Below are 20,332 nucleotides of genomic sequence, written 5' to 3'. Positions count from 1 at the left end.
GCGACCTGCCTCGGGCACGGCGGCTGGGAATGGTCCCAACTCAAGCGCCTGCCGTTGCCATCGCCGATCTTGTGTCGTTTTGTGGCGGCTTCGCGGCGCAGGGCGCCGCGAAGTTCCAGCCGTCATGCATATGCATGACGGTGTGTCTTTGCCGTCACAGGACCGTGAGGCGCCAGTACTTCACGCGATGCCGCCGGAAAGCTGGTTAACGGCGGCCATCACCTTGTCCTTGCGGGCGATATATTCCGCACGCTTCTCGCGCTCGGCCTCAACCACTTCCTCGGCGGCCTTGGCCACGAACTTCTCGTTCGCCAGCTTGGCGTCGATGCGCGCGATCTCCTGATCGAGCTTGCCCGCCTCCTTGCGCAGGCGCTCAAGCTCGCCCTTGAGGTCCACGACGCCGGCCAGCGGCAGGGCCGCCACCTCGCCGCGCACCACCATCTGCACGCTCTCGGCCGGCATGGCGTCGGCCTGCGTGATCTCCGAGAGGCGGGCGAGACGGCGCAGAACGTCATCCCAGGCGGAGGCGCGGGCGCGGGTATCCGCGCTGGCGTCCACCAGCACAAGCGGCACCTGCGCGCCGGCGGGCACGTTCATCTCGGCGCGGACCGAGCGCACCTCGGTGACGAGGTCCAGCACCCAGCCCACTTCCTCCTCGGCATCGGGCGCCTCCAGCGACAGCACCGGCCATTGCGACAGCACCAGCAGGCTGTCGCGGGCGGGGCCCTGCTCGCCGGTGCGCGCCCACAACTCCTCGGTGAGGAAGGGCATGAACGGATGCAGCAGCTTCAGCGCCACATCGAGCACGAAGGCGGTGGTGGCGCGAGTCTCGTCCTTGGCGGCGCCGTCCGGGCCGGAGAGGACGGGCTTGGCCAGCTCCAGATGCCAATCGCAGAACACGTTCCAGATGAAGCGATAGGCCGCGCCCGCCGCCTCGTTGAAGCGATAGGCCTCGATGGCGGCCGTCACCTCATTGGCGGCGCGGGTGGCCTCGCCGAGGATCCAGCGGTTCAGCGTGCCGTTGACGCCCTTGGGGTCGAAGCCCTCCACCCGCGCGCAACCGTTCATCTCGGCAAAGCGTGAGGCGTTCCAGAGCTTGGTCGCGAAGTTGCGGTAGCCCTCGACGCGCGAGGTGGCGAGCTTGATGTCGCGCCCCTGCGCGGCCATGGCGGCCAGCGTGAAACGCAAAGCGTCCGCGCCATACTGGTTGATGAGGTCCAGCGGGTCGATGACGTTGCCCTTGGACTTCGACATCTTGGCCCCCTTCTCGTCGCGGACGAGGGCGTGGATGTAGACGTCCTTGAACGGGATCTCGCCGTCCATGAACTCGATGCCCATCATCATCATCCGGGCGACCCAGAAGAAGATGATGTCGAAGCCGGTCACGAGCACCGAGGTGGGGTAGAACTTCTTAAGTTCCGGCGTCTCGTCCGGCCAGCCCATGGTCGAGAAGGGCCACAGGGCCGAGGAGAACCACGTGTCGAGCACGTCCTCGTCGCGGGTGAGGAACTGGGCGCGCTTGTCGGCATCATCGATCAGCGCCTGTGCCTCGTCCGGCGTCAGGTTCTCGGCGCCGACGTTCTTGGCGATGGCCGCCTCGAAGGCCGCATCCTCGTCCAGCTCGACAAAGACGTTGCCGAAGGGGTCGTACCAGGCCGGGATCTGGTGGCCCCACCAGAGCTGGCGCGAGACGCACCACGGCTGGATGTTCTCCAGCCATTCGAAATAGGTCTTTTCCCAGTTCTTCGGCACGAAGGTGGTGCGGCCCTCGCGCACGGCGGCAAGCGCCGGCTGGGCCAGCGTCTTGGCGTCCACGTACCACTGGTCGGTGAGCCACGGCTCGATCACCACGCCCGAGCGGTCGCCGTGGGGCACGGTGTGCGGGTTCGGCTCGATCTTCTCCAGCAGCTCAAGGCCGGTGAACAGCTCGACGATCTGCTTGCGCGCGGCGAAGCGATCCATGCCTGCGAGTTGCGAGAGCACGCCGCCGAAATCCGGATCGTCCACATAGGACTCGCGACGGACCTCATAATCCTCGCGGATGCCCGTGGCATCGATGCGTGCTTCCGCATCCAGCACGTTGATCATCGGCAGATCGTGGCGCTTGCCGACCTCGAAGTCGTTGAAGTCATGCGCCGGGGTGATCTTCACCGCGCCCGAGCCCTTCTCCGGGTCGGAATACTCGTCCGCCACGATGGGGATGCGGCGGCCGACCAGCGGCAGCACCACGAACTTGCCGATCAGGTCGAGATAGCGCGGATCTTCCGGATGCACGGCCACCGCCGTGTCGCCCAGCATGGTCTCCGGGCGGGTGGTGGCCACCGTTATGAAGCGGCCCGGCTGGCCTTCCACCGGATAACGCAGGTGCCAGAGATTGCCCTTCACCTCCACCTGCTGGACCTCCAGGTCCGAGATGGCGGTGAGCAGCTTGGGATCCCAGTTCACAAGGCGCTTGTCCTTGTAGATCAGGCCCTTGCGGTGCAACTCCACGAACACTTTCAGCACGGCGCGGGACAGGCCCTCGTCCATGGTGAAGCGCTCGCGCGACCAGTCGCAGGAGGCGCCGAGGCGCTTCAGCTGATTGACGATGGTGCCGCCCGATTCCGCCTTCCACTCCCAGATGCGCTCCACAAAGGCCGCCCGGCCCATGTCGCGGCGTCCCGGCTCCTGGCGCTCCATGAGCTGGCGCTCCACCACCATCTGGGTGGCGATGCCCGCATGATCGGTGCCGGGCTGCCAGAGCACGTCCTTGCCGCGCATGCGCTCGAAGCGCGCCAGCACGTCCTGCAGCGTGTTGTTGAGCGCATGGCCCATGTGCAGCGAGCCGGTGACGTTCGGCGGCGGGATGACGATGGAGAAGCCCGGCGCATCCTTGCGCTCCGGCCGGCCGCTGCGGAAAGCGCCTTCCTTTTCCCATTCAGCCGAAATACGAGCCTCGACGGCGGCGGGATCGAAGATCTTGTCGAGCATTGACGCGCTCCGCGGGCGCCTCTGCGCCCTCATCAGGAAACAGGATGGCATGGCGCATCCGCGCGCAGGCCAAGGGACAGTCCGGCGATGCCTCCGGGCGCACGAGGCAACGGACAGGCGATCGCCGGGGAAAAGCACGCGATGCGCGCCGGCAAGGCCGCCGCGCGGATCGCAGCACGAGCGGCCGCCACAGGCACTCACGGCCAGCAGCACCACTCATGCAATCTCAGGGGTTAAAGCCGCTCCTCCCCCTCCGCGTCAACGGGGTGTCCGCGTCAACGAGACGTCCCCGTCAACAGCGGCGAAGGCAGCGGCCATGGGCGCGCGCCTCCGCGCTGCGCCCGAATGCAGCGGATCAGCGCCCGCCGCGCGACGCGCGCTCGATCTCGGCGCGTACGAGCCCTTCGACGATGTCGGGCAGGTTCTCATCCAGCCAGGTCTTCAGCATCGGCCGGAGAATCTCCTTCATGAGATCCTCCACCGTGCGGCCCTGCTCCGGCAGAGCTGCGCTGCCGAGCGAGCCGAAGGCAGCCGCGACAGCCGCATCCACGGACGGCGACAGCAATTCCTTACGACGCGGGGCGGCAGGAATCTCGACCCGGACAGGCCGGACTTCCGGCAGATCGCGCGAGACGGGCGCGGCCGCAACAGGTTCCGGCTCCACAACCACGCGAGGCGGTATCACGGCCTGAGCCACCGGCGCACGCTGCGCGACGGGTGCGGGCGCGGGCTCGAGCTGGGCCAGGGCCTCTTCGATGCCGGCCTCGAAATCGAAATCGTCCGCGGACGCCCCATGAGCAACGGGCGTGTGCGATGCGGCCTCATCCTGCCAGCGATCGGGAATCGGCGGCAGGCGCGGCGCCTCCACCGGGGCCGCACGCGCAGCCTCCGGACGGGCGGCCGCAGACGGTCGCGCCTCGGCACGCAGCAGATCGAGGTCCGGAATTTCCCGGCGTGTATCGGACGGCCGCAGCGGCTCGCGCTCGCCGAAAACAGGCTCGGCCGGCTCCCTGCGGAACGTCTCCGCACGCGGCATCGCGACCGGAGCGGGCGCGACCACTGGCGCGGCGGCACGTGGCACTTCGGCACGCAGCACATCCGGGCGGGGAGCGTCGTAGCGGGGAGCATCGTGGTGATGCAGATCCGGGCGCGGCAGGTCCGGACGCAGCTGCCCGGGGCGGCTGGCTTCCGTACGCGGAGCCGGCCGGCTGTACTCGGGGCGCGCCGGCTCAAAGCCCGACGTCGTCCGCTCCCGCATGGGCGATTCGGCGCCAGCGCGCGTCACGGAATCGCGCGAGGCCCCATCCTGCCGCGGCGGGGCAGGACGACGAACCGGCTCGTGATCGTCATCGGAAATGATGCGCCGGATGGAGGCGAGAATGTCCTCCATGGAAGGCTCTTGCGGCTTTGGATATGCGGACATGTCTCGCCCTCGGCCGAAGACGTCCTTCAACCCACGCGGTACGCTGAGTTTCAGTTTGGACGCCAGAATCGCCATGTACGAGCCAAGTATGTCACCGGCTCGGGCGGCCACAACAGGGACCGCCCAGCCTATCCAGCGATTATTTTCCGTCCGGCGTCCGCGTGCCGGCCCATGCGTCGCGCACCTGATGATAGTGCACCCGCGGATCGTACACGGGGACCTTCAGGTTGAGCGACAGCGCATCGAGCTTGCCGACGGTGGAGATCAGCGAATAAGCCGCGACCACCCGGTCACGCTGCGCCGTCACCAGCGCCGACTTGGCATTGGTGAGATCGGTCTGGGCGTTCAACACGTCGGTGGTGGTGCGCTGGCCCACACGCCACTCTTCCCGCACGCCTTCCAGCGCGAGGGTATTGGCGGCAACCGAGGCCTGAGCCGACTGGATCTGCGCCTTGGCAGCTTCCAGCGCGCCCCAGTACTGCACCGCATTGGCCCGAACAGTATCGCGGTTCACGTCCACTTCGATCCGGGCCTGCGAGAGCAGTTCCTTGGCCTGGCGAATGGCGGAATACTCCGCGCCGCCCTGATAGATCGGAACCGTCAGGTTGAGGGAGACCTGTGCGGCGCTGGCGCTGTCCACGGCGTTGCTCTGGTCGTAGCTCTGCGAGAGCTGCCCCTGCACGCTCACCACGGGCGAGAGGCCCGCTTCGGACATCTTCACCTGGAACATCGCCGCATCCACGGCGAACTTGGAGGCCTGCACGGCCGGATGCTGCGACAGCCCCAGCGACACGGCGCGCTCGACGCTGGCCGGCAGCATGTACTCGATGGAGCGCGGCGGGGTCAGAGAACCGGGCTCGACGCCGATCACCTGCCGGTAGACGGCACGCGTGGCAGAGAGATTCGCGACAGCCTGAGCCACCTGATAATTGGCGTCGGCGACCTGCGCCTCGGCCTGCGCCACGTCCGTACGCGTCACTTCGCCCACGTTGAAGCGGTCACGGGTGGCGCGCAGTTCCTGCTGCAGGGCGGCGAGATTCTGCCGCTGCAGGTCCAGCAGGGCGACGGCCTGGAGCACGTTCATGTAAGCGGTGGCGGCGTTGAGCAGCACCACCTGCTCGGTGTTGCGCAGGGTCTCGCGAGAGCCCTTCACCGTAGATTCGGCCCTCTGCGTCGTGCTCGCCGTCAGGAAGCCGTTGAAGATGGTCTGGCTGACGGTGAGGTTCACCGCACGCGGCACCAGCGAGCCGTCCGAGGACACACCGCCGGTCCGGGCCCGGGAATACTCGCTGCCGACGCTGGCGCCGACCGAAACGTTGGGACGATAACCGGACAGCGCCTGCGGCACAGTCTCGTCGTTTGCGCGGGTCCCGGCGCGCTGGGCATTCAGGGAAGGATTATTGACGTAAGCCTGTGCGAGCGCTGCATCCAGCGTCTGCGCGGACACGCTCGACGCCAGGGCGCTTCCCGTAACGACAACGGCCGCAGCAAAAACAGACAGTCGGCGGCCAAAATACGTCGCAAGCGACATTGAAATCTCCCGAACCGCGGCTCCGCCCAAGCCGTAGAATCCCGTGCGAAGCCAGACGCGCGGATGTGAATGCGAACATAGCCATCGACCCAGACCGAAGGAACCGACTGGTTCGACGTACCACTGCTTTTTTAGGAACCGCGGCAGTTCGGACACAGGTTGCCCCTGCGCCCACGCCTTTTGACCGTCAAAACGTGAAACGGGGAGCGGCTTCAAAGCCCGGCAGGGGCGGGAGCGAAGCGTTGAAAACCACCCGCTCCGACACTGCCTGGCCAACCTTGGTGTAGACGGTCGCCCGTCCAGCCCCGCCGCGACCGACCACGGCCACCAGACGCCCGCCGTCCTTCAGCTGGGCGAACAGGGCCGCAGGCACTTCGTCCACGGAGCCGTTCAGCAGAATCACGTCGTAGGGAGCCTCCGGGGCCCAGCCGGCCGTCAGCGAACCCTGCATGACGGCGGCATTGGCAATGGCCAGATCGCCCAGCACTGCATTGGCGGTGCCAACCAGTTCGGCATCGTCCTCCACCGCAACCACCTGCTGCGACAGGCGCGCCAGAATGGCGGTCGAGTAGCCCGTGCCGGCGCCCACATCGAGCACCAGTGCATCCGCATGCACTTCGGCGAGATGAATCAGCTTGGCCAGCACCATGGGCTCGATGAGATAGCGGGCAGCCTGCCCGGCAGAAGCGGGGCGCACCACCAGATCGTCGTCGATATAGGCCAGGGACTTCATCGCCGCCGGAACGAAGCGTTCACGGGGGATTTCCTGCATGGCGGCGACGATTCGCAGATCCGTGACGTCATTGGCCCGCACCTGACTATCCACCATGCCCCGGCGCAGTTCCACGTAATCGGTCATCACAGTCCTCCGGCACGTCCAGCGGGCCTTATACTTCCTCTCAAGAGCCACACCGCCGCCATTTTTGCAAGGCGGCGTCAGCGCTTCCCGTGCGGCGGCTGCGCGCTGAAGGTTAAGACGGCAGCGCCATCCCCAGCCCCGCACAGGCTTCGGCCATCACCCTCTTGCCCCCGGACGCCGGGTGCTTTAGGTAGCCGCTCGGTGAGGCCACGTGGCGGAGTGGTTACGCAGAGGACTGCAAATCCTTGCACCCCGGTTCGATTCCGGGCGTGGCCTCCAGTCAGCGATCCGCCGCGTGCTTTCCGCGCCCATCGCTCCAACGGCCCACGGGTCTGCATCTTTCCCATATCGGAAGATCCACTGCCCCGGGGCGCTGCGCCGTGCCGGGAACCGGCCGCGCGGGATGACTGCTCGCGACAGCGGTTGCCGCGACAATTGACTTGCCGCCGGGTTGGCGGTTGATGGATCGGCGCGCGAAAGCCCGCGCCTGGAGATATTCATGAGCTTCGGACCGTTGGAGCGCCTGCGCGCGTCCTTGGCCAAGGACGAGAGCTTCCGCGTCCTTCAACGCCTGTTCCTCGCGGACGGCGTCAAGCATTGGAAGGGTTATGCCACGGCCTTTGCCTTCATGGGCTTCATGGCGCTTTCCACCGGCGGCATGGCCTGGCTGATGCGCGATGCGGTGAATTCCATCTTCGTGCATCCGACCTTCTGGGGCGTCTGGGGCGTGGCGCTGGGCGTCATGGCCCTCTCCGTCATCAAGGGCGCCTCTGCCTACGGCCAGAACATCACCATGGCCCGCGTCGGCAACCGCATCGTGGCCGATAATCAGAAGAAGGCCTTCGATCACCTGCTCGGGCAGGAGGTCTCCTTCTACGCCATCCGGCACACCGCCGAGATTTCCATGCGCCTGCAGGCCGGCGCCAATGCCGCCCGCGACGCCCTTAACCTCGTCATCACCTCCATTGGCCGCGACCTTCTGTCCCTCGTCGTCCTTGTGATGGTGGCGGTCATTCAGGATCCCATGCTGGCCCTCGTGGCGCTGGTGCTGATGCCGGCGGCGGTGATCGGCACCCGCAAGTTGATCAAGAAGGCGAAGAACATCTTCCGCAAGGAATTCGCCAGCGGCATCAAGCTCTCGGCCATCTCGCTGGAGGTGATTCAGGGCATGCGCACGGTGAAGGCCTACACGCTGGAAGACACCATGCGGGTGCGGGTGCACACCTACATCGACGACGTGGAGCGCGCGGCGAACAAGCTGGTGCGTACCCAGGCCAAGTCCAGCCCGCTCATGGAGACGCTGGGCGGCTTCGCCATCGGCGGCGTCATCCTCTATGCCGGCTACAACGTGATGTTCGCCGGCAAGAGCCCTGGCGAGTTCTTCTCCGTGCTCACCGCTCTGCTGCTGGCCTATGAGCCGGCCAAGCGTCTCGCCCGCTTCAACGTGGACCTCGCGGCTCACGTGATCGGCGCGCACATGCTGTTCGAGCTGCTCGACATGCGGGCGCCGGAAGCCGAGGAGAAGACCCTCCCCGATCTCCCCGCCGGCCCCGGCCGCGTGACCTTCGATCAGGTGGAGTTCGGCTATCGCGACAACGAAAAGGTTTTGCGCGGCTTCGATTTCGTTGCCGAGCCCGGCCAGACCACGGCGCTGGTCGGCCCCTCGGGCGGCGGCAAGAGCACCGTCATCAGCCTTATCGAACGCTTCTTCACGCCCTCCGCCGGCACGGTTGCCATCGACGGCCACGACGTGACGGCGTTCAACCGCCAGTCCGTGCGCACCCATACGGCGCTGGTGAGTCAGGACGTGTATCTGTTCTCCGGCTCCGTGCGGGAGAACATCGGCTTCGGCCGCGAGGGCGCGACCGAGGAGGAGATCGTCGCTGCAGCGAAGGCCGCCTATGCGCATGACTTCATCATGGGCTTCGAGCAGGGCTATGACACGCCGGTGGGCGAACACGGCGCCCAGCTCTCCGGCGGCCAGCGCCAGCGTATCGCCATCGCCCGCGCCTTCCTGAAGAACGCCCCCATCCTCCTCCTCGACGAGGCCACCGCCGCGCTGGACAGCGAGTCGGAGGCGGAGGTGCAGAAGGCGCTGCAGAAACTGCAGTCCAGCCGCACCACCATCGTCATCGCGCACCGTCTGCAGACCGTGGTGCGGGCAGACAAGATCTGCGTGGTGGAACAGGGCCGCATTCTGGAGAGCGGGCGCCACGACGAACTGATGGCGCGGCGTGGCCGCTATTACAATTTCTACCAGATTCAGTTCGCCCATGAGGGCGAGGCGGGGGCCGAACCTCAGGGAGAAGCCCTGCTGAGCGCCTGACGGGCCACATACGGGCCCCATGGCAAGACTGGATTTCCGAGAGATATCCACCGACTTGGTGCGAACAATCGAGAAATCCTGATTGTCCGGCTTCACAAGCCGCCAACCGGTTGCTATATCGCCGGCCTCGGGTTGAGAGACACCCGTTCCCCGGTAGCTCAGTGGTAGAGCAACCGGCTGTTAACCGGTTGGTCGCTGGTTCGAATCCGGCCCGGGGAGCCACATTCGAAGGGATCGAGCTTGAAGAAGCTCGGTCCCTTTTCGATTCTGGGCATGGCACGCCAACCGTTCGCTGGCCCTCCCTTACCCCATTCATAAAATTCTCCTTGCGACGCAACGGAATGGCCCCGTCGAGCGTTAGCTTGAGCGCTGCTTCGTGCCGGCCCTGCTTCCGGCCCTCCCCTTCCGTGACGCTGCGGCGCACATACCCTTGTCCCAGCCCCACCGGGAGTACGTGCCCCATGGATCGTCTTTTCCCGATGATGTTTGCGTCGATTGGCGTCATCGTCCTTGCGATCGGCGGCGCGGTGACATGGCACAAGAATGCCTTCCTGATCGATGCGGAAAGCGCCCCCGGCGTGGTGCTGCGCCTGGAGCGCTTTCGCGATTCCGATTGCCGCAATTGCTATCTCTACAGCCCCGTGGTGCGGTTCGAGACCGCCGAGGGCCGGGAGATCGTCTTCACCACGAAATGGCGCTCCCGCCCCGCCCGCTTCTCGCGCGGCGAGGTCGTCCCCGTCGCCTATCTGCGGGACGACCCGCAGGATGCGGTGATCACCACCTTCTGGGAACTCTGGGGCACCACGCTCATTCTCGGCGGCATCGGCGGCACCTTCGTGGTGCTGTCCACCATCATGGTGGTTGCCTTTGCAGAGCCGGCTCCGCGCCGGAAGAAAGCCGCAGGCAAGAGCACGAAGGACGAATCCGCCCCATTACCGGATGAAGCTGCATCCCGGTAACAGCCACCGCGACACGGCGCGGCGTGACCCGGATCACGTCGCGAGCGTATGATGACCTGACACCCCATGTAGCAGGAGCCCGCCCCTGGCGGTGCCGCAGGGAGGACGCTTATGACCGACACCACCCCTGCCCTCATGTGGTTCCGCGACGATCTTCGCCTGTCTGACAATCCCGCCCTCACCGCTGCCGCCCAGGGCGGCAGGCCGGTGATTGCGCTCTATGTGCTGGACGAGGACAGCGCCGGCCTGCGCGACATGGGCGGTGCAGCCCGCTGGTGGCTGGCCGGATCCCTGCGCGCCCTCGGTGCGGCGCTGGCGAGATCGAAGGTCCAGCTCGTGCTGCGGCAAGGGCCGGCTGCGCGGGTGGTGCCCGAGGTGGCGAGGGCGGCCGGCTGTGAAGTGGTCGCCTTCAACCGTCGCGCCGGCCGGGCCGAAGCGCGCGTCGACGACGAGGTCGAGGCCCTGCTCGAAAAACAGGGCTGTGCCGTGGAGCGGCATCTCGGCCAGCTCCTGCACCAGCCGGGCAGCGTGCGGACACAGGCCGGCGGCATGCCACGCACCTTCTCGGCCTTCCAGCGCTCTGCCCTCCGCGACCGGCCCGCGCCCCTGCCGCAGCGCGCGCCTTCCCTCACCGGTCTCAAGACCCGGCTGGAGAGCGAGGATCTCGACAGCTGGCAGTTGGAACCCTCAAAACCGGACTGGGCCGGCGGCCTGCGCGAGAGCTGGAAGCCCGGCGAGGCGGCCGCGCATGAGGTGATGTCCGATTTCATTGACGGCGGTCTGTCGGGCTATGCAGAAGGGCGCGATCGGCCGGACCAGATCCATGTCTCCCGCCTTTCGCCCTATTTGCGGTTCGGCGAGATTTCGCCTCGCCAGGCGCTCGCCGCCGTGCTGCATGCGGGCGAGGCCGGAACCGCACCCATGGCGGACGCGCGCAAGTTCGAATCCGAGCTCTACTGGCGGGAATTCTCGTACCACCTCCTGCATGCCGTGCCGGATCTCGCCCGGCGCAACCTGCAAGCCAATTTCGATGCCTTCCCGTGGCGGGAATGCTCCGGCGATCTGAAGGCATGGCGGCGCGGCCTGACCGGCTACCCCATCGTGGACGCCGGCATGCGCCAGCTTTGGCAGACCGGCTGGATGCACAACCGGGTGCGCATGATCGTCGCCTCCTTCCTCTGCAAGCACCTGCTGCTGCACTGGACGGAGGGCGAAAGCTGGTTCTGGGACACGCTGGTGGATGCGGACCCCGCCAACAATCCGGCCAGTTGGCAATGGGTGGCGGGTTCCGGCGCAGACGCCGCCCCCTACTTCCGCATATTCAATCCGGTGCTCCAGGGCGAAAAGTTCGACCCTAAGGGCGACTATGTGCGCACCTATGTGCCGGAACTGGCCCATCTGCCCCGCAACCTCATCCACAAGCCGTGGGAAGCGGGCGGGCTCGAACTGGCGCAGGCAGGCGTGCGGCTCGGCATTACCTATCCCCGCCCCATCGTCGATCACGCGGCAGCGCGGGATCGCGCCCTGCGCGCTTTCGAGCACACCCGCAAGGACACGCGCGCGGCCGGCTGAGCTGGCTCAGCTCTGCTGTTGCCGCCGCATCGCCCGTTGGTTAGTTTGTCACCCGAACAGTGGGGTGGTTTTCCATGAATTTCCGTGACGGGCTCGTAGATTCCATTGGACACACCCCGCTCATCAAACTGAAGAAGGCTTCCGAACTCACTGGCTGCACCATTCTGGGCAAGGCCGAGTTCATGAATCCCGGCCAGTCGGTGAAGGATCGGGCGGCGCTCGGCATCATTCAGGATGCCATCGCGAAGAAGCAGATCGAGCCAGGCGGCATCATCGTGGAAGGCACCGCCGGCAACACCGGCATCGGCCTCGCACTGGTGGCCGCGCCCTTCGGCTTCAAGACCGTCATCGTCATTCCCGAGACCCAGTCCCAGGAAAAGAAGGACATGCTGCGGCTCGCCGGCGCCACGCTGGTGGAGGTGCCGGCCGTGGCCTATTCCAACGAGAACAACTACGTGAAGGTCTCCGGCCGCCTCGCCGAGGCCATCGCCAAGACCGCCACCCATGGCGCCATCTGGGCCAACCAGTTCGACAATGTGGCCAACCGGCAGGCCCATATGGACACCACCGCCCCGGAGATCTGGGACCAGACCGACGGCAAGGTGGATGGCTTCGTGAGCGCGGTGGGTACCGGCGGCACCTTTGCCGGCGTCGGCATCGCGCTGAAGGAGCGCAACAAGGACGTCCAGATCGCGCTGGCCGACCCCTTGGGCGCCGCGCTCTATTCCTATTACACCACCGGCGAACTGCACGCCGAAGGCTCCTCCATCACCGAGGGCATCGGGCAGGGCCGCATCACGGCGAACCTTGAGGGCGCGCCCGTGGACCACGCCTTCCAGATTCCCGACGAGGAAGCCGTGCCGATCGTGTTCGACCTGCTGGAGCACGAGGGCCTGTGCCTCGGCGGCTCGTCCGGCATCAATGTGGCCGGCGCCATCCGACTGGCGCGCAAGCTCGGCCCCGGCCATACCATCGTAACCATCCTGTGCGACTACGGCACACGCTACCAGTCCAAGCTGTTCAATCCGGAATTCCTGCGCTCCAAGGCCCTGCCGGTGCCGGCATGGCTGGAAGCCAAGGCGGATGTGCCCAACGTTCTCGTCTGAGTTCCCCTCCCCGATCTCCTGCACTGTGTGAAGGCTGCGTCATGACTGCTCCCCTCTTCGTCTCCACCGAATGGCTGGCCGGGCAACTGGGGCAGCCGGACCTCGTGGTGGTGGATGCCTCCTGGTATCTCCCGGCGGCAGGCCGCAACGGGAAGGCGGAGTATCTGGAGCGGCATGTTCCCGGCGCGGTCTTCTTCGATCTCGACGGCATCTCGGACCCGAACACCGACCTGCCCCACATGCTCCCGAGCGCCGAGGCCTTCGCGGCGGCGGTCGGCGCGCTCGGCATTTCGGAGAGCAAGCGCATCGTGGTCTATGACGGTGCCGGCCTGTTCTCGGCCCCGCGCGTGTGGTGGACCTTCAAGGTGTTCGGTGCCAGCGACGTGCTGCTGCTGGAAGGCGGCCTGCCTGCATGGATCGCCGAAGGGCGCCCGACTGAAGCCGGCGCAGCCAGCCCCGCCCCCGCGTCCTTCAAGGCCACGCTGAATGCCGCCATGGTCGCGGACATCGGCCGCGTGGAGCAGACGCTGGCCGACCGTTCGGCGCAGGTGCTCGATGCCCGCCCGAACGACCGCTTCTCCGGCAGCGTGCCGGAGCTGCGCCCCGGCATTCCCTCGGGCCACATGCCCGGCGCCCTCAACCTGCCGTCCTCCAAGGTGGTGCGCAGCGGCGCGATCATCCCGGAGAACGAACTGCGGGCAGCGCTGGACACCTCTGGCGTCGATCTGGATCGCCCGGTCATCACCTCTTGTGGATCCGGCGTCACAGCTGCCATTCTCTGGGTGGCACTGGAGAGCATCGGCAAGACGCCCCTCGCCCTGTATGATGGCTCCTGGACGGAATGGGGCTCGAGCGGCAAGCCGGTCGTGACTGACGCCGGGTGAAACCGACCCCGCGACCAGCACAACCCTGAGATCAGGTTTTACGGGTCGCAATCTTTCTGGAGAACCAAATATTACCTCTACCGCCAATGACAAGGGCCCCAACGCCACCTATAAGGCGGTAAGATGCGGTTGCACGGGAACCTTGGCGGCTGGAGATTGTTCATTGCGCATATGATCCGGGCGGTAGCCCCGCACGTATAGGATGCATAAGGATGCGCAGGTGGGCATATACGGCTGAACGGGTCGGATGTGTGGCCTTGCTGGAATTCGCAGGCCGGTTAACTCCCCCCCAGGCTGGCCGCGAATGAGGAAGGGCCCCACGTTCTGCGTGGGGCCCTTCTGAATTTTCGAAATCACCTTTCGCGCGTTCAGCGCCTCACATCAGGCCGAGCGCACGCAATTCCCGCTGCATCTCCTCGGGCAGCGCCTCGCCGCCCCCTCTGCCCGCATTGAGATCCGCAGGCTTCTCCTTGTCCTTCAGATAGCGCCAGCCCTGAAACGGTCGCGAGGGGCGAGGCGAAACCTTGATCACCTCAGGGTCCAGCACGAGGTGGCAGCGGCGGATGCCCTCCCCGTCCGTGAACGGGCGCACATCCACCAGCGTCTGCCGGCACAGAATCTCGCCCTTGATCACCCAATAGAGCGAACCGCCGTTGATCAGTTCGTCCACCCGCGTCGGCACCATGCGCGTGGTGTGCCATTGCTCGACGGGCTCGCGGGCGGCCTTGCGTTGCGCGAGGCGTAGTTCGATCCACTCTTCCAGATCCGCCACGGAGGTGGCGCCAACGCAGAGTTTCAGGAGATGCAACGGGGTGGTCATGAGGCGACTCGATCGGGGGGATGGGACTTAAGCGGAAGCGGCGGTGATCAGAAGCGCTTGACCTCCGGCCAGTCCACCTCGTCCTCGGCCACCACCCACTCTTCCTTCAGCGCGGCCTCGCGCCAGCGCACGAAATCCGGCTGGGCGAGGATCGCCTGCACATAGGATTCGCTTATGGGATCGAGGGGAACCATATAGGTGGCGAGGCGCGTGGCGACTGGTGCGAACATGGCATCCGCTGCGCAGAAACGGCCGAACAGGAACGGGCCATCGGCACCGAACCGGCGCCGCGCTTCGACGAAGATGGACAGGATGCGACTGACATCCGCCGCCGCCTTGCTGGTGATCGCGCGCGTCTCCGGCGGGCGGGCAAGGTTCATGGGCAGTTCGTTGCGCAGCGCCTGGAAGCCCGCATGCATTTCCGCCGCGATGGACCGCGCCATGCCCCGAGCGGCAGGATCCTGCGGCCAGATGGGCCGGTCGGGATGGCGCTCGGCCACATGATCGATGATGGCAAGGCTCTCCCAGACCTTCACCTCGCCATCCAGTAGCAGAGGGACGCGGCCCGAGGTGCCGAACTCGGCCAAGGTCTCCCGGAACATGTCCGAGCCCAGCGGCAGCAGCTTCTCCTGGAAGGGCACGCCGGCGGCGGACAAAGCCAGCCAGGGACGCAGCGACCAGGAGGAATATGTCTTGTTGCCGATGATCAGCGTGAAGGACATGCGGCTCTCCCCCGATGGCCGGATATCCGGCGCCTTGCGGAGGATATCCTAATCCTTCCTGATCGGTTCAGCGCATGGCGATGGTCTGGAGATCAAACCCGCCGAATACGTAGACGATTGCGATACCCAGCCCAAAAGCCGTCAGTGCGAGGCGCGCGAAGCACCAGCACGACCGTCCGTTCGATGCGCTCATGATGAGACGATGGACCCTGTTCAGACACACACGCGTGCCGCTCCGGAGGGAGCACACAGCGACTTGTCACTTTAGTTAAGGAAACGTGACATTAGACGCAACCAACGCGGGACCGTAGCCCACAACCTATCATAGCTGCCTTGCGTAAAGCTCGCAGCTCACACTGCGCCGCTCACGCCGGGCCGGCTTGCATCTGAAACGCTCCAATGCCACGAGGGCGCCATGACCGAGCAAACGCCCATTCCCGACGCTTCTCCCCAGGCCACTGCCCTGCCCTCCGAGGCCGAGGTGGAAGCTACCATCCTTGAGCTCGCCCGCGCGGAGATGAAGAGCATCGACCCCACGCAGGCCGCCCGCGCGCTCTCCACGGGCGACGGCTGGCAGCGCGTGCTGCCGATCGTGCGCCGCGTGGCTGTGCGCCTCGCGCAGGAGGGCCGGCTCATCATCTATCGCAAGGGCAAGCCGGTGGATCCGTCCGACTTCCGCGGCGTCTACCGCCTCGGTGTTCCGCGCGACGAATAAGGCAGGTCAGTTGGCGGCGGCGTCCGGTGCGGGAAACAGCACCGGAATGCGGCCCGACAGATAATAGGCCAGCAGGCCAAGCCATTCCTTGGCGGCAAGGTCCGTCAGATCCAGCCCCATGGCGATGCGCGGGAACGGGCCATCCAGCGCCTTCGGCGAGATGGTCCGGTAGTCCACCGGATAGGCCGTCACCGGAAATCCCACCTGCCGGAAGCAGCCCACCGCGCGGGGCATGTGGAAGGCGGATGTGACCAGCAGCCAGCGCTCGCCGGGCTGGGGCTGAATCAGCTGGCGGGTAAAGGCCGCGTTTTCGGCCGTATTGCGTGAGCGACGCTCGAAGGTTACGCGGGATAGGTCCACGCCGAGATCGCCCAGCGCGAGACGCACCGCGTCCGCTTCCATCTGTCCGTCCGTATCGAGATCGGCACTGCCGCCGGAGAAAGCGAGGCGCGCATCAGGATAGGTGCGGGCCAGCATGGCGAAGGCAAGCATCCGCTCACCCGCATCATTGAGGGCCGGCACGCCCCGCGCCAGCGCCACGTCCGGCACTTCCGAGCCGCCGAGCAGGATGATCCCCTCCACTGGCCGGCCATCGGCCTTGAAGGGCGGAAACCGCTCCTCCAGCGGCGACACCAGATGGTTCGCCAGCGGAGAGAAACCGCACACAAGCAGACCGAGCGCGGACAGAGCCACGAGGGCGAAGGCCGGCCGCCGCACATCCGCGACCCGCAGCAGGAAGCCCAGCAGCAGAACGAACATCAACAGGTTCGAGGGCGCGGCCAGAAGCCAACCCACCTTCGAAACGGTGAAAAACGAATCCATGCGACACCCGCGTCGCCGCCCGACCTAAGGTGTTATGGTAAGGCGACACAAAACACTGCGGGCGTAGTGAAACGCCCGACGCGGGAGCGCAAGGGCTCAGGCGGTTTTTTCGAACAATTCCCGGCCGATAAGCATGCGACGAATTTCACTGGTGCCGGCGCCAATCTCATAGAGCTTGGCGTCCCGCAGCAGGCGGCCGGTGGGATAGTCGTTGATATAGCCGTTGCCGCCCAGCGTCTGGATCGCCTCCAGCGCCATCCAGGTGGCCTTCTCGGCCGCGATGAGAATGGCGCCCGCCGCGTCCTCGCGCGTGGTCCGGCCAAGGTCACAGGCCTTGGCCACCGCATAGACATAGGCTTTGACGGAATTCATCGTCACATACATGTCGGCGATCTTGCCCTGCATCAGCTGGAAGGTGCCGATGGACTGGCCGAACTGCTTGCGCTCGTGGACATAGGGCATCACCACATCCATGCAGGCCTGCATGATGCCCAGCGGACCGCCGGCAAGCACCGCCCGCTCATAGTCGAGCCCGGACATGAGCACGTTGACGCCGCGCCCCACCTGACCCAGCACATTCTCCTCCGGCACCTCGCAATCCTCGAACACCAGTTCGCAGGTGTCGGAGCCACGCATGCCCAGCTTGTCCAGCTTCTGCGCGGTCGAGAAACCCTTGAAGCCCTTCTCGATCAGGAAGGCGGTGATCCCCCGCGAGCCTGCTGCCGGATCGGTCTTGGCGTAGACCACCAACGTTTCGGCGATCGGGCCGTTGGTGATCCACATCTTGGATCCGTTGAGCACATAGCGGTCGCCATGCTTGTCGGCGCGGGTGCGCATGGACACCACGTCCGATCCCGCCCCCGGCTCCGACATGGCGAGCGCGCCCACATGCTCACCCGAAATGAGCTTGGGCAGATACCTGCGCTTCTGCGCCTCGGTGCCGTTGCGGCGAAGCTGGTTCACGCACAGGTTGGAATGGGCGCCATAGGACAGGCCCACCGATGCCGAGGCGCGGCTGATCTCTTCCATGGCGATGACATGATCGAGATAGCCGAGGCCCGAGCCGCCGAACTCCTCTTCCACCGTCAGGCCAAGCAGCCCAAGTTCGCCAAGCTGCGGCCAGAGATCACGGGGAAACTGGTTCGAGCGGTCGATCTCCTCGGCGCGCGGCGCGATCTTGTCCTGCGAGAAGTCGCGAACCGTGTCGCGCAGCATGCCGGCGGTCTCGCCGAGCTGGAAATCGAAGCCATTGTGCGTATTGGCGAGCATGCGTTCCTCTCCCAGCGGGCGTCCGTATGTCGCCCTTGATCCATTCAGCGCGGGCTTCTGCGGCCCGATACGCGGAATGGTAGAACAGGACATCGCTGACAGGAAAGGAAAGAGACGGGACGCGCGCGGTGCGTCCCGTGGGCGTCGTCAGATCAGACCAGACGCTCGCTGACCGTACGCCGCCAGGGGCGCACCAGCGCGGGGAAGGCCTTGCGGTTGGCTTCCAGCATGGCAGTGGCAGCCTCCACCGGCAGCGGCGCCGAGAACAGATAGCCCTGTGCCTGCTGGGCGCCGAACGCGCGCAGGAAGCGCAGTTGCTCTTCGGTCTCCACGCCCTCGGCGGTCAGGGTGATGCCGAGAGAGCGGCCCAGCCGCACCACATATTCCACGATCGATGCCGCATCCCGCGCCACGCCGAGGTTGCAGATGAAGGTGCGGTCGATCTTGATCTTGCTGACCGGCAGGTTGCGGACATGCAGCAGCGAGGCATGGCCGGTGCCGAAGTCGTCCAGCGCCAGACGGATGCCGGAATTGCGCAGGCGCGCAAGAACGTCGGTAATCTCGCGGGCCTCGCCGATGATGGCGGTTTCGGTGATCTCGATCTCCAGCCGGTGCGGCGGGAAACCCGTCTCCTCCAGAATGCGCATCACCTCGTCGGCGACGCCGGCATGACGCAGCGTGACCGGCGACATGTTGACCGCAAGCGTCACGTCACCTAGATCGCGTGCCTGCATGCAGGCGGTGCGCAGCACCCAGCTGTCGATGCGGGTGATGAGCGTTGTGCCCTCGGCCACCCAGAGGAAGTCCACCGGCAGCAGGCGGCCACGGCCGGGATGATCCCAGCGCAGCAGGGCCTCGAAACCGACGATCCGCCGGGTCTCCACATCGATTTCCGGCTGGAAGACCAGCGAGAACTGCTCGTGTTCCAGCGCGTCGGCCAGCTCGATTTCCAGGCTGCGGCGGCGCTTCAGCTCACGCTCGAATTGCGGCTCGAACCGCACCGCCCCGCCCCGGCGCCGCGACTTGGCGCGATAAAGCGCGATGTCGGCACGACGCAGGAGATCCGGCACGTTATTGGCGTCTTCCGGCGCCAGAGCCACGCCGACGGAGGCGGCGACGGAGAGGGTGACGCCTTCCACCACCACGGGATCGTGCAGGGCGCGCATCACCATGTCGATCTGCTGCGAGATGCGATCATTATCGGGCGCGCGGGTCATCAGCACGAACTCGTCGCCGCCGAAGCGCGCCGCCACGCTGCGGCCGATCAGGCCCTTGCTGAGTCGATCCCCCACCGTCCGCAGCAGCGCATCGCCGTAGGAATGGCCGAGCGTATCGTTGATGTCCTTGAAGCCGTCGAGGTCGATGAACATCACCGCCAGCAGGTCGCCCGGCGGCAGGTCGGTGATGGCGCGCTCAAGCTCGGCCAGGAACTGGACGCGGTTCGGCAGCCCGGTCAGGCTGTCGCGGGAGGCAAGCTGGCTCGCCTCCGCCTCGCTCCGAACAAGCGCCGCCGCACCGCGCCGGGCATGGATCAGCATCCCGATGCACAGCAGCAGGAGCAGGAGCGACAGGATGGCCACCGAGGGCGCGACGCGGGACAGGGCGCTGGCTTCATGGCGCGCCGCCGGCCAGGCGAGCACGAGGCCATGGCCATCGGCCATGTCAGCCATGGACACGCTGTTCAGGCCCTTGAACTGTGTCCCTTCGGCCAGAGTGAACGCGGCAGGATCGAACGGCTTGCCGAGCGCGCTGAAGAGATCGCTGTTCAGATCGTCAATGGCCACGACGCTCGCCGCCACCTGCGAACTGTCCAGAACGCGTATGGCCACGAGACCGGCGATGCCGCCCTGGTCCACCACACCCGTCGCTTCGTTCCGGCTGCCGACCGTGCCCGAGAGCGTCTTGAGCAATGGGGCGATGCGGGCCTGCTCCGCGCCGCTCAGTTCCTTGCCCCGTGCCGAGGCAAACAGGAGGCTGCCGTCCTTGTTGAGCACGAATGCGTGCTCGAAACCAAAGGTCTCCCGCAGCGGCTCGGCCAGCGACTCGCGCACTTCTGTGACGGTCAGGCCGCCTCTTGCCGCCTCGGCCTGCTGCGTCCGTTCGGACACAGCATCCAGGGCTTGCAGCATGTAGGAGGAGCGCGCGGCCAGGAAGGAGCGAACGACCTCGCGCTCCTGCGCCTCGCCGGCGGTCTCGTTCTGAAAGAGCGCCCAGACGAGCAGCGACACCAGCGCCGCCGTGATCACCAGGATCGCGGCGAACGGCCAGATGAGGGCGCGCGGAGCGCGGGGCTTGAGCGAGCTGGGAATGGTCGCCTCTGTCCAGGCCGGAGAGACCGAAATGGCCCGTTGCCG

Annotated in this window: 15 protein-coding genes and 2 tRNA genes; 8 read left to right on the top strand and 9 right to left on the bottom strand. The window is 66.3% G+C overall.

The window, feature by feature from the left end; all coding sequences use genetic code 11:
• Positions 1–180 precede the first annotated feature (180 nt).
• The 4 genes from IEW24_RS06990 to IEW24_RS06975 all read right to left on the bottom strand — a co-directional run bounded on the left by IEW24_RS06990 (position 181) and on the right by IEW24_RS06975 (position 6,783).
• The gene (locus IEW24_RS06990) at positions 181–2,970 is read right to left on the bottom strand and encodes a valine--tRNA ligase (protein ID WP_188576640.1); all 2,790 of its coding nucleotides are present in this window, start codon (positions 2,968–2,970) and stop codon (positions 181–183) included.
• A 355-nt stretch (positions 2,971–3,325) separates the two neighbouring features.
• Complete coding sequence (locus IEW24_RS06985; RefSeq protein ID WP_188576638.1) at positions 3,326–4,360, bottom strand: PopZ family protein; 1,035 nt, start codon at positions 4,358–4,360, stop codon at positions 3,326–3,328.
• Between the two features lie 172 nt (positions 4,361–4,532).
• On the bottom strand, positions 4,533–5,924 hold the full coding sequence (locus IEW24_RS06980) for a TolC family outer membrane protein (RefSeq protein ID WP_188576636.1): 1,392 nt from the start codon (positions 5,922–5,924) through the stop codon (positions 4,533–4,535).
• A 187-nt stretch (positions 5,925–6,111) separates the two neighbouring features.
• Positions 6,112–6,783: a protein-L-isoaspartate O-methyltransferase family protein gene (locus tag IEW24_RS06975; RefSeq protein WP_188576634.1), complete on the bottom strand. Its 672-nt coding sequence runs from the start codon at positions 6,781–6,783 to the stop codon at positions 6,112–6,114.
• 205 nt (positions 6,784–6,988) lie between these two features.
• Here IEW24_RS06975 and IEW24_RS06970 point away from each other — a divergent pair.
• The 7 genes from IEW24_RS06970 (at position 6,989) to sseA (ending at position 13,630) form a co-directional block, all read left to right on the top strand.
• A tRNA-Cys gene (locus tag IEW24_RS06970) sits at positions 6,989–7,062 on the top strand.
• A gap of 220 nt (positions 7,063–7,282) precedes the next feature.
• Positions 7,283–9,109 carry an ABC transporter ATP-binding protein gene (locus IEW24_RS06965; protein WP_188576633.1) on the top strand — a complete coding sequence of 609 codons (1,827 nt, stop codon included), beginning with the start codon at positions 7,283–7,285 and terminating at the stop codon, positions 9,107–9,109.
• A 147-nt stretch (positions 9,110–9,256) separates the two neighbouring features.
• Positions 9,257–9,331: transfer RNA gene (locus tag IEW24_RS06960), tRNA-Asn, on the top strand.
• Positions 9,332–9,570: 239 nt separating this feature from the next.
• Complete coding sequence (locus IEW24_RS06955) at positions 9,571–10,068, top strand: DUF3592 domain-containing protein (protein ID WP_188576631.1); 498 nt, start codon at positions 9,571–9,573, stop codon at positions 10,066–10,068.
• A gap of 111 nt (positions 10,069–10,179) precedes the next feature.
• The gene (locus IEW24_RS06950) at positions 10,180–11,640 is read left to right on the top strand and encodes a cryptochrome/photolyase family protein (protein ID WP_188576629.1); all 1,461 of its coding nucleotides are present in this window, start codon (positions 10,180–10,182) and stop codon (positions 11,638–11,640) included.
• Positions 11,641–11,714: 74 nt separating this feature from the next.
• Positions 11,715–12,746: a cysteine synthase A gene (locus IEW24_RS06945; RefSeq protein WP_188576627.1), complete on the top strand. Its 1,032-nt coding sequence runs from the start codon at positions 11,715–11,717 to the stop codon at positions 12,744–12,746.
• A 41-nt stretch (positions 12,747–12,787) separates the two neighbouring features.
• Complete coding sequence (gene sseA, locus IEW24_RS06940; RefSeq protein WP_188576625.1) at positions 12,788–13,630, top strand: 3-mercaptopyruvate sulfurtransferase; 843 nt, start codon at positions 12,788–12,790, stop codon at positions 13,628–13,630.
• Between the two features lie 376 nt (positions 13,631–14,006).
• Here sseA and IEW24_RS06935 read toward each other — a convergent pair whose 3' ends face one another.
• Together IEW24_RS06935 and IEW24_RS06930 are read right to left on the bottom strand one after the other, a co-directional pair.
• Positions 14,007–14,450 (bottom strand): DUF1489 family protein, encoded by a 444-nt coding sequence (locus IEW24_RS06935; RefSeq protein ID WP_188576623.1) that lies wholly within the window; start codon positions 14,448–14,450, stop codon positions 14,007–14,009.
• A gap of 47 nt (positions 14,451–14,497) precedes the next feature.
• A complete protein-coding gene (locus tag IEW24_RS06930; RefSeq protein WP_188576622.1) occupies positions 14,498–15,172 on the bottom strand; it encodes a glutathione S-transferase family protein in 675 nt (224 codons plus the stop codon).
• A 415-nt stretch (positions 15,173–15,587) separates the two neighbouring features.
• On the opposite strand from IEW24_RS06930, the gene IEW24_RS06925 reads away from it, so the two are divergent.
• Entirely contained in the window at positions 15,588–15,887 is a 300-nt protein-coding gene (locus IEW24_RS06925) for a DUF3253 domain-containing protein (RefSeq protein WP_188576621.1), read from the top strand.
• A 6-nt stretch (positions 15,888–15,893) separates the two neighbouring features.
• Here the strand turns inward: IEW24_RS06925 and IEW24_RS06920 are convergent, their stop codons facing one another.
• From IEW24_RS06920 to IEW24_RS06910, 3 genes are all read right to left on the bottom strand, one after another.
• Complete coding sequence (locus tag IEW24_RS06920; protein WP_188576620.1) at positions 15,894–16,709, bottom strand: YdcF family protein; 816 nt, start codon at positions 16,707–16,709, stop codon at positions 15,894–15,896.
• Between the two features lie 96 nt (positions 16,710–16,805).
• Positions 16,806–17,978, bottom strand: coding sequence for an isovaleryl-CoA dehydrogenase (locus IEW24_RS06915; RefSeq protein ID WP_188576619.1), 1,173 nt, complete (start codon positions 17,976–17,978; stop codon positions 16,806–16,808).
• A gap of 152 nt (positions 17,979–18,130) precedes the next feature.
• Entirely contained in the window at positions 18,131–20,206 is a 2,076-nt protein-coding gene (locus IEW24_RS06910; RefSeq protein WP_188576618.1) for a putative bifunctional diguanylate cyclase/phosphodiesterase, read from the bottom strand.
• Positions 20,207–20,332: the final 126 nt, after the last annotated feature.

The sequence above is a fragment of the Azorhizobium oxalatiphilum genome, from assembly GCF_014635325.1.
In the GTDB taxonomy this organism is placed as follows: Bacteria; Pseudomonadota; Alphaproteobacteria; order Rhizobiales; family Xanthobacteraceae; genus Azorhizobium; species Azorhizobium oxalatiphilum.
The sequence above is the reverse complement of the archived record's forward strand: the minus strand, read 5'-3'. Positions and strand labels throughout refer to the sequence as shown.

Bases quoted from the DNA above. Each gene is read 5' to 3' on its own strand.
- IEW24_RS06990 (WP_188576640.1), bottom strand. From the start codon at position 2,970: ATGCTCGACAAGATCTTCGATCCCGCCGCCGTCGAGGCTCGTATTTCG.
- IEW24_RS06985 (WP_188576638.1), bottom strand. From the start codon at position 4,360: ATGGAGGACATTCTCGCCTCCATCCGGCGCATCATTTCCGATGACGAT.
- IEW24_RS06980 (WP_188576636.1), bottom strand. From the start codon at position 5,924: ATGTCGCTTGCGACGTATTTTGGCCGCCGACTGTCTGTTTTTGCTGCG.
- IEW24_RS06975 (WP_188576634.1), bottom strand. From the start codon at position 6,783: ATGACCGATTACGTGGAACTGCGCCGGGGCATGGTGGATAGTCAGGTG.
- IEW24_RS06965 (WP_188576633.1), top strand. From the start codon at position 7,283: ATGAGCTTCGGACCGTTGGAGCGCCTGCGCGCGTCCTTGGCCAAGGAC.
- IEW24_RS06955 (WP_188576631.1), top strand. From the start codon at position 9,571: ATGGATCGTCTTTTCCCGATGATGTTTGCGTCGATTGGCGTCATCGTC.
- IEW24_RS06950 (WP_188576629.1), top strand. From the start codon at position 10,180: ATGACCGACACCACCCCTGCCCTCATGTGGTTCCGCGACGATCTTCGC.
- IEW24_RS06945 (WP_188576627.1), top strand. From the start codon at position 11,715: ATGAATTTCCGTGACGGGCTCGTAGATTCCATTGGACACACCCCGCTC.
- sseA (WP_188576625.1), top strand. From the start codon at position 12,788: ATGACTGCTCCCCTCTTCGTCTCCACCGAATGGCTGGCCGGGCAACTG.
- IEW24_RS06935 (WP_188576623.1), bottom strand. From the start codon at position 14,450: ATGACCACCCCGTTGCATCTCCTGAAACTCTGCGTTGGCGCCACCTCC.
- IEW24_RS06930 (WP_188576622.1), bottom strand. From the start codon at position 15,172: ATGTCCTTCACGCTGATCATCGGCAACAAGACATATTCCTCCTGGTCG.
- IEW24_RS06925 (WP_188576621.1), top strand. From the start codon at position 15,588: ATGACCGAGCAAACGCCCATTCCCGACGCTTCTCCCCAGGCCACTGCC.
- IEW24_RS06920 (WP_188576620.1), bottom strand. From the start codon at position 16,709: ATGGATTCGTTTTTCACCGTTTCGAAGGTGGGTTGGCTTCTGGCCGCG.
- IEW24_RS06915 (WP_188576619.1), bottom strand. From the start codon at position 17,978: ATGCTCGCCAATACGCACAATGGCTTCGATTTCCAGCTCGGCGAGACC.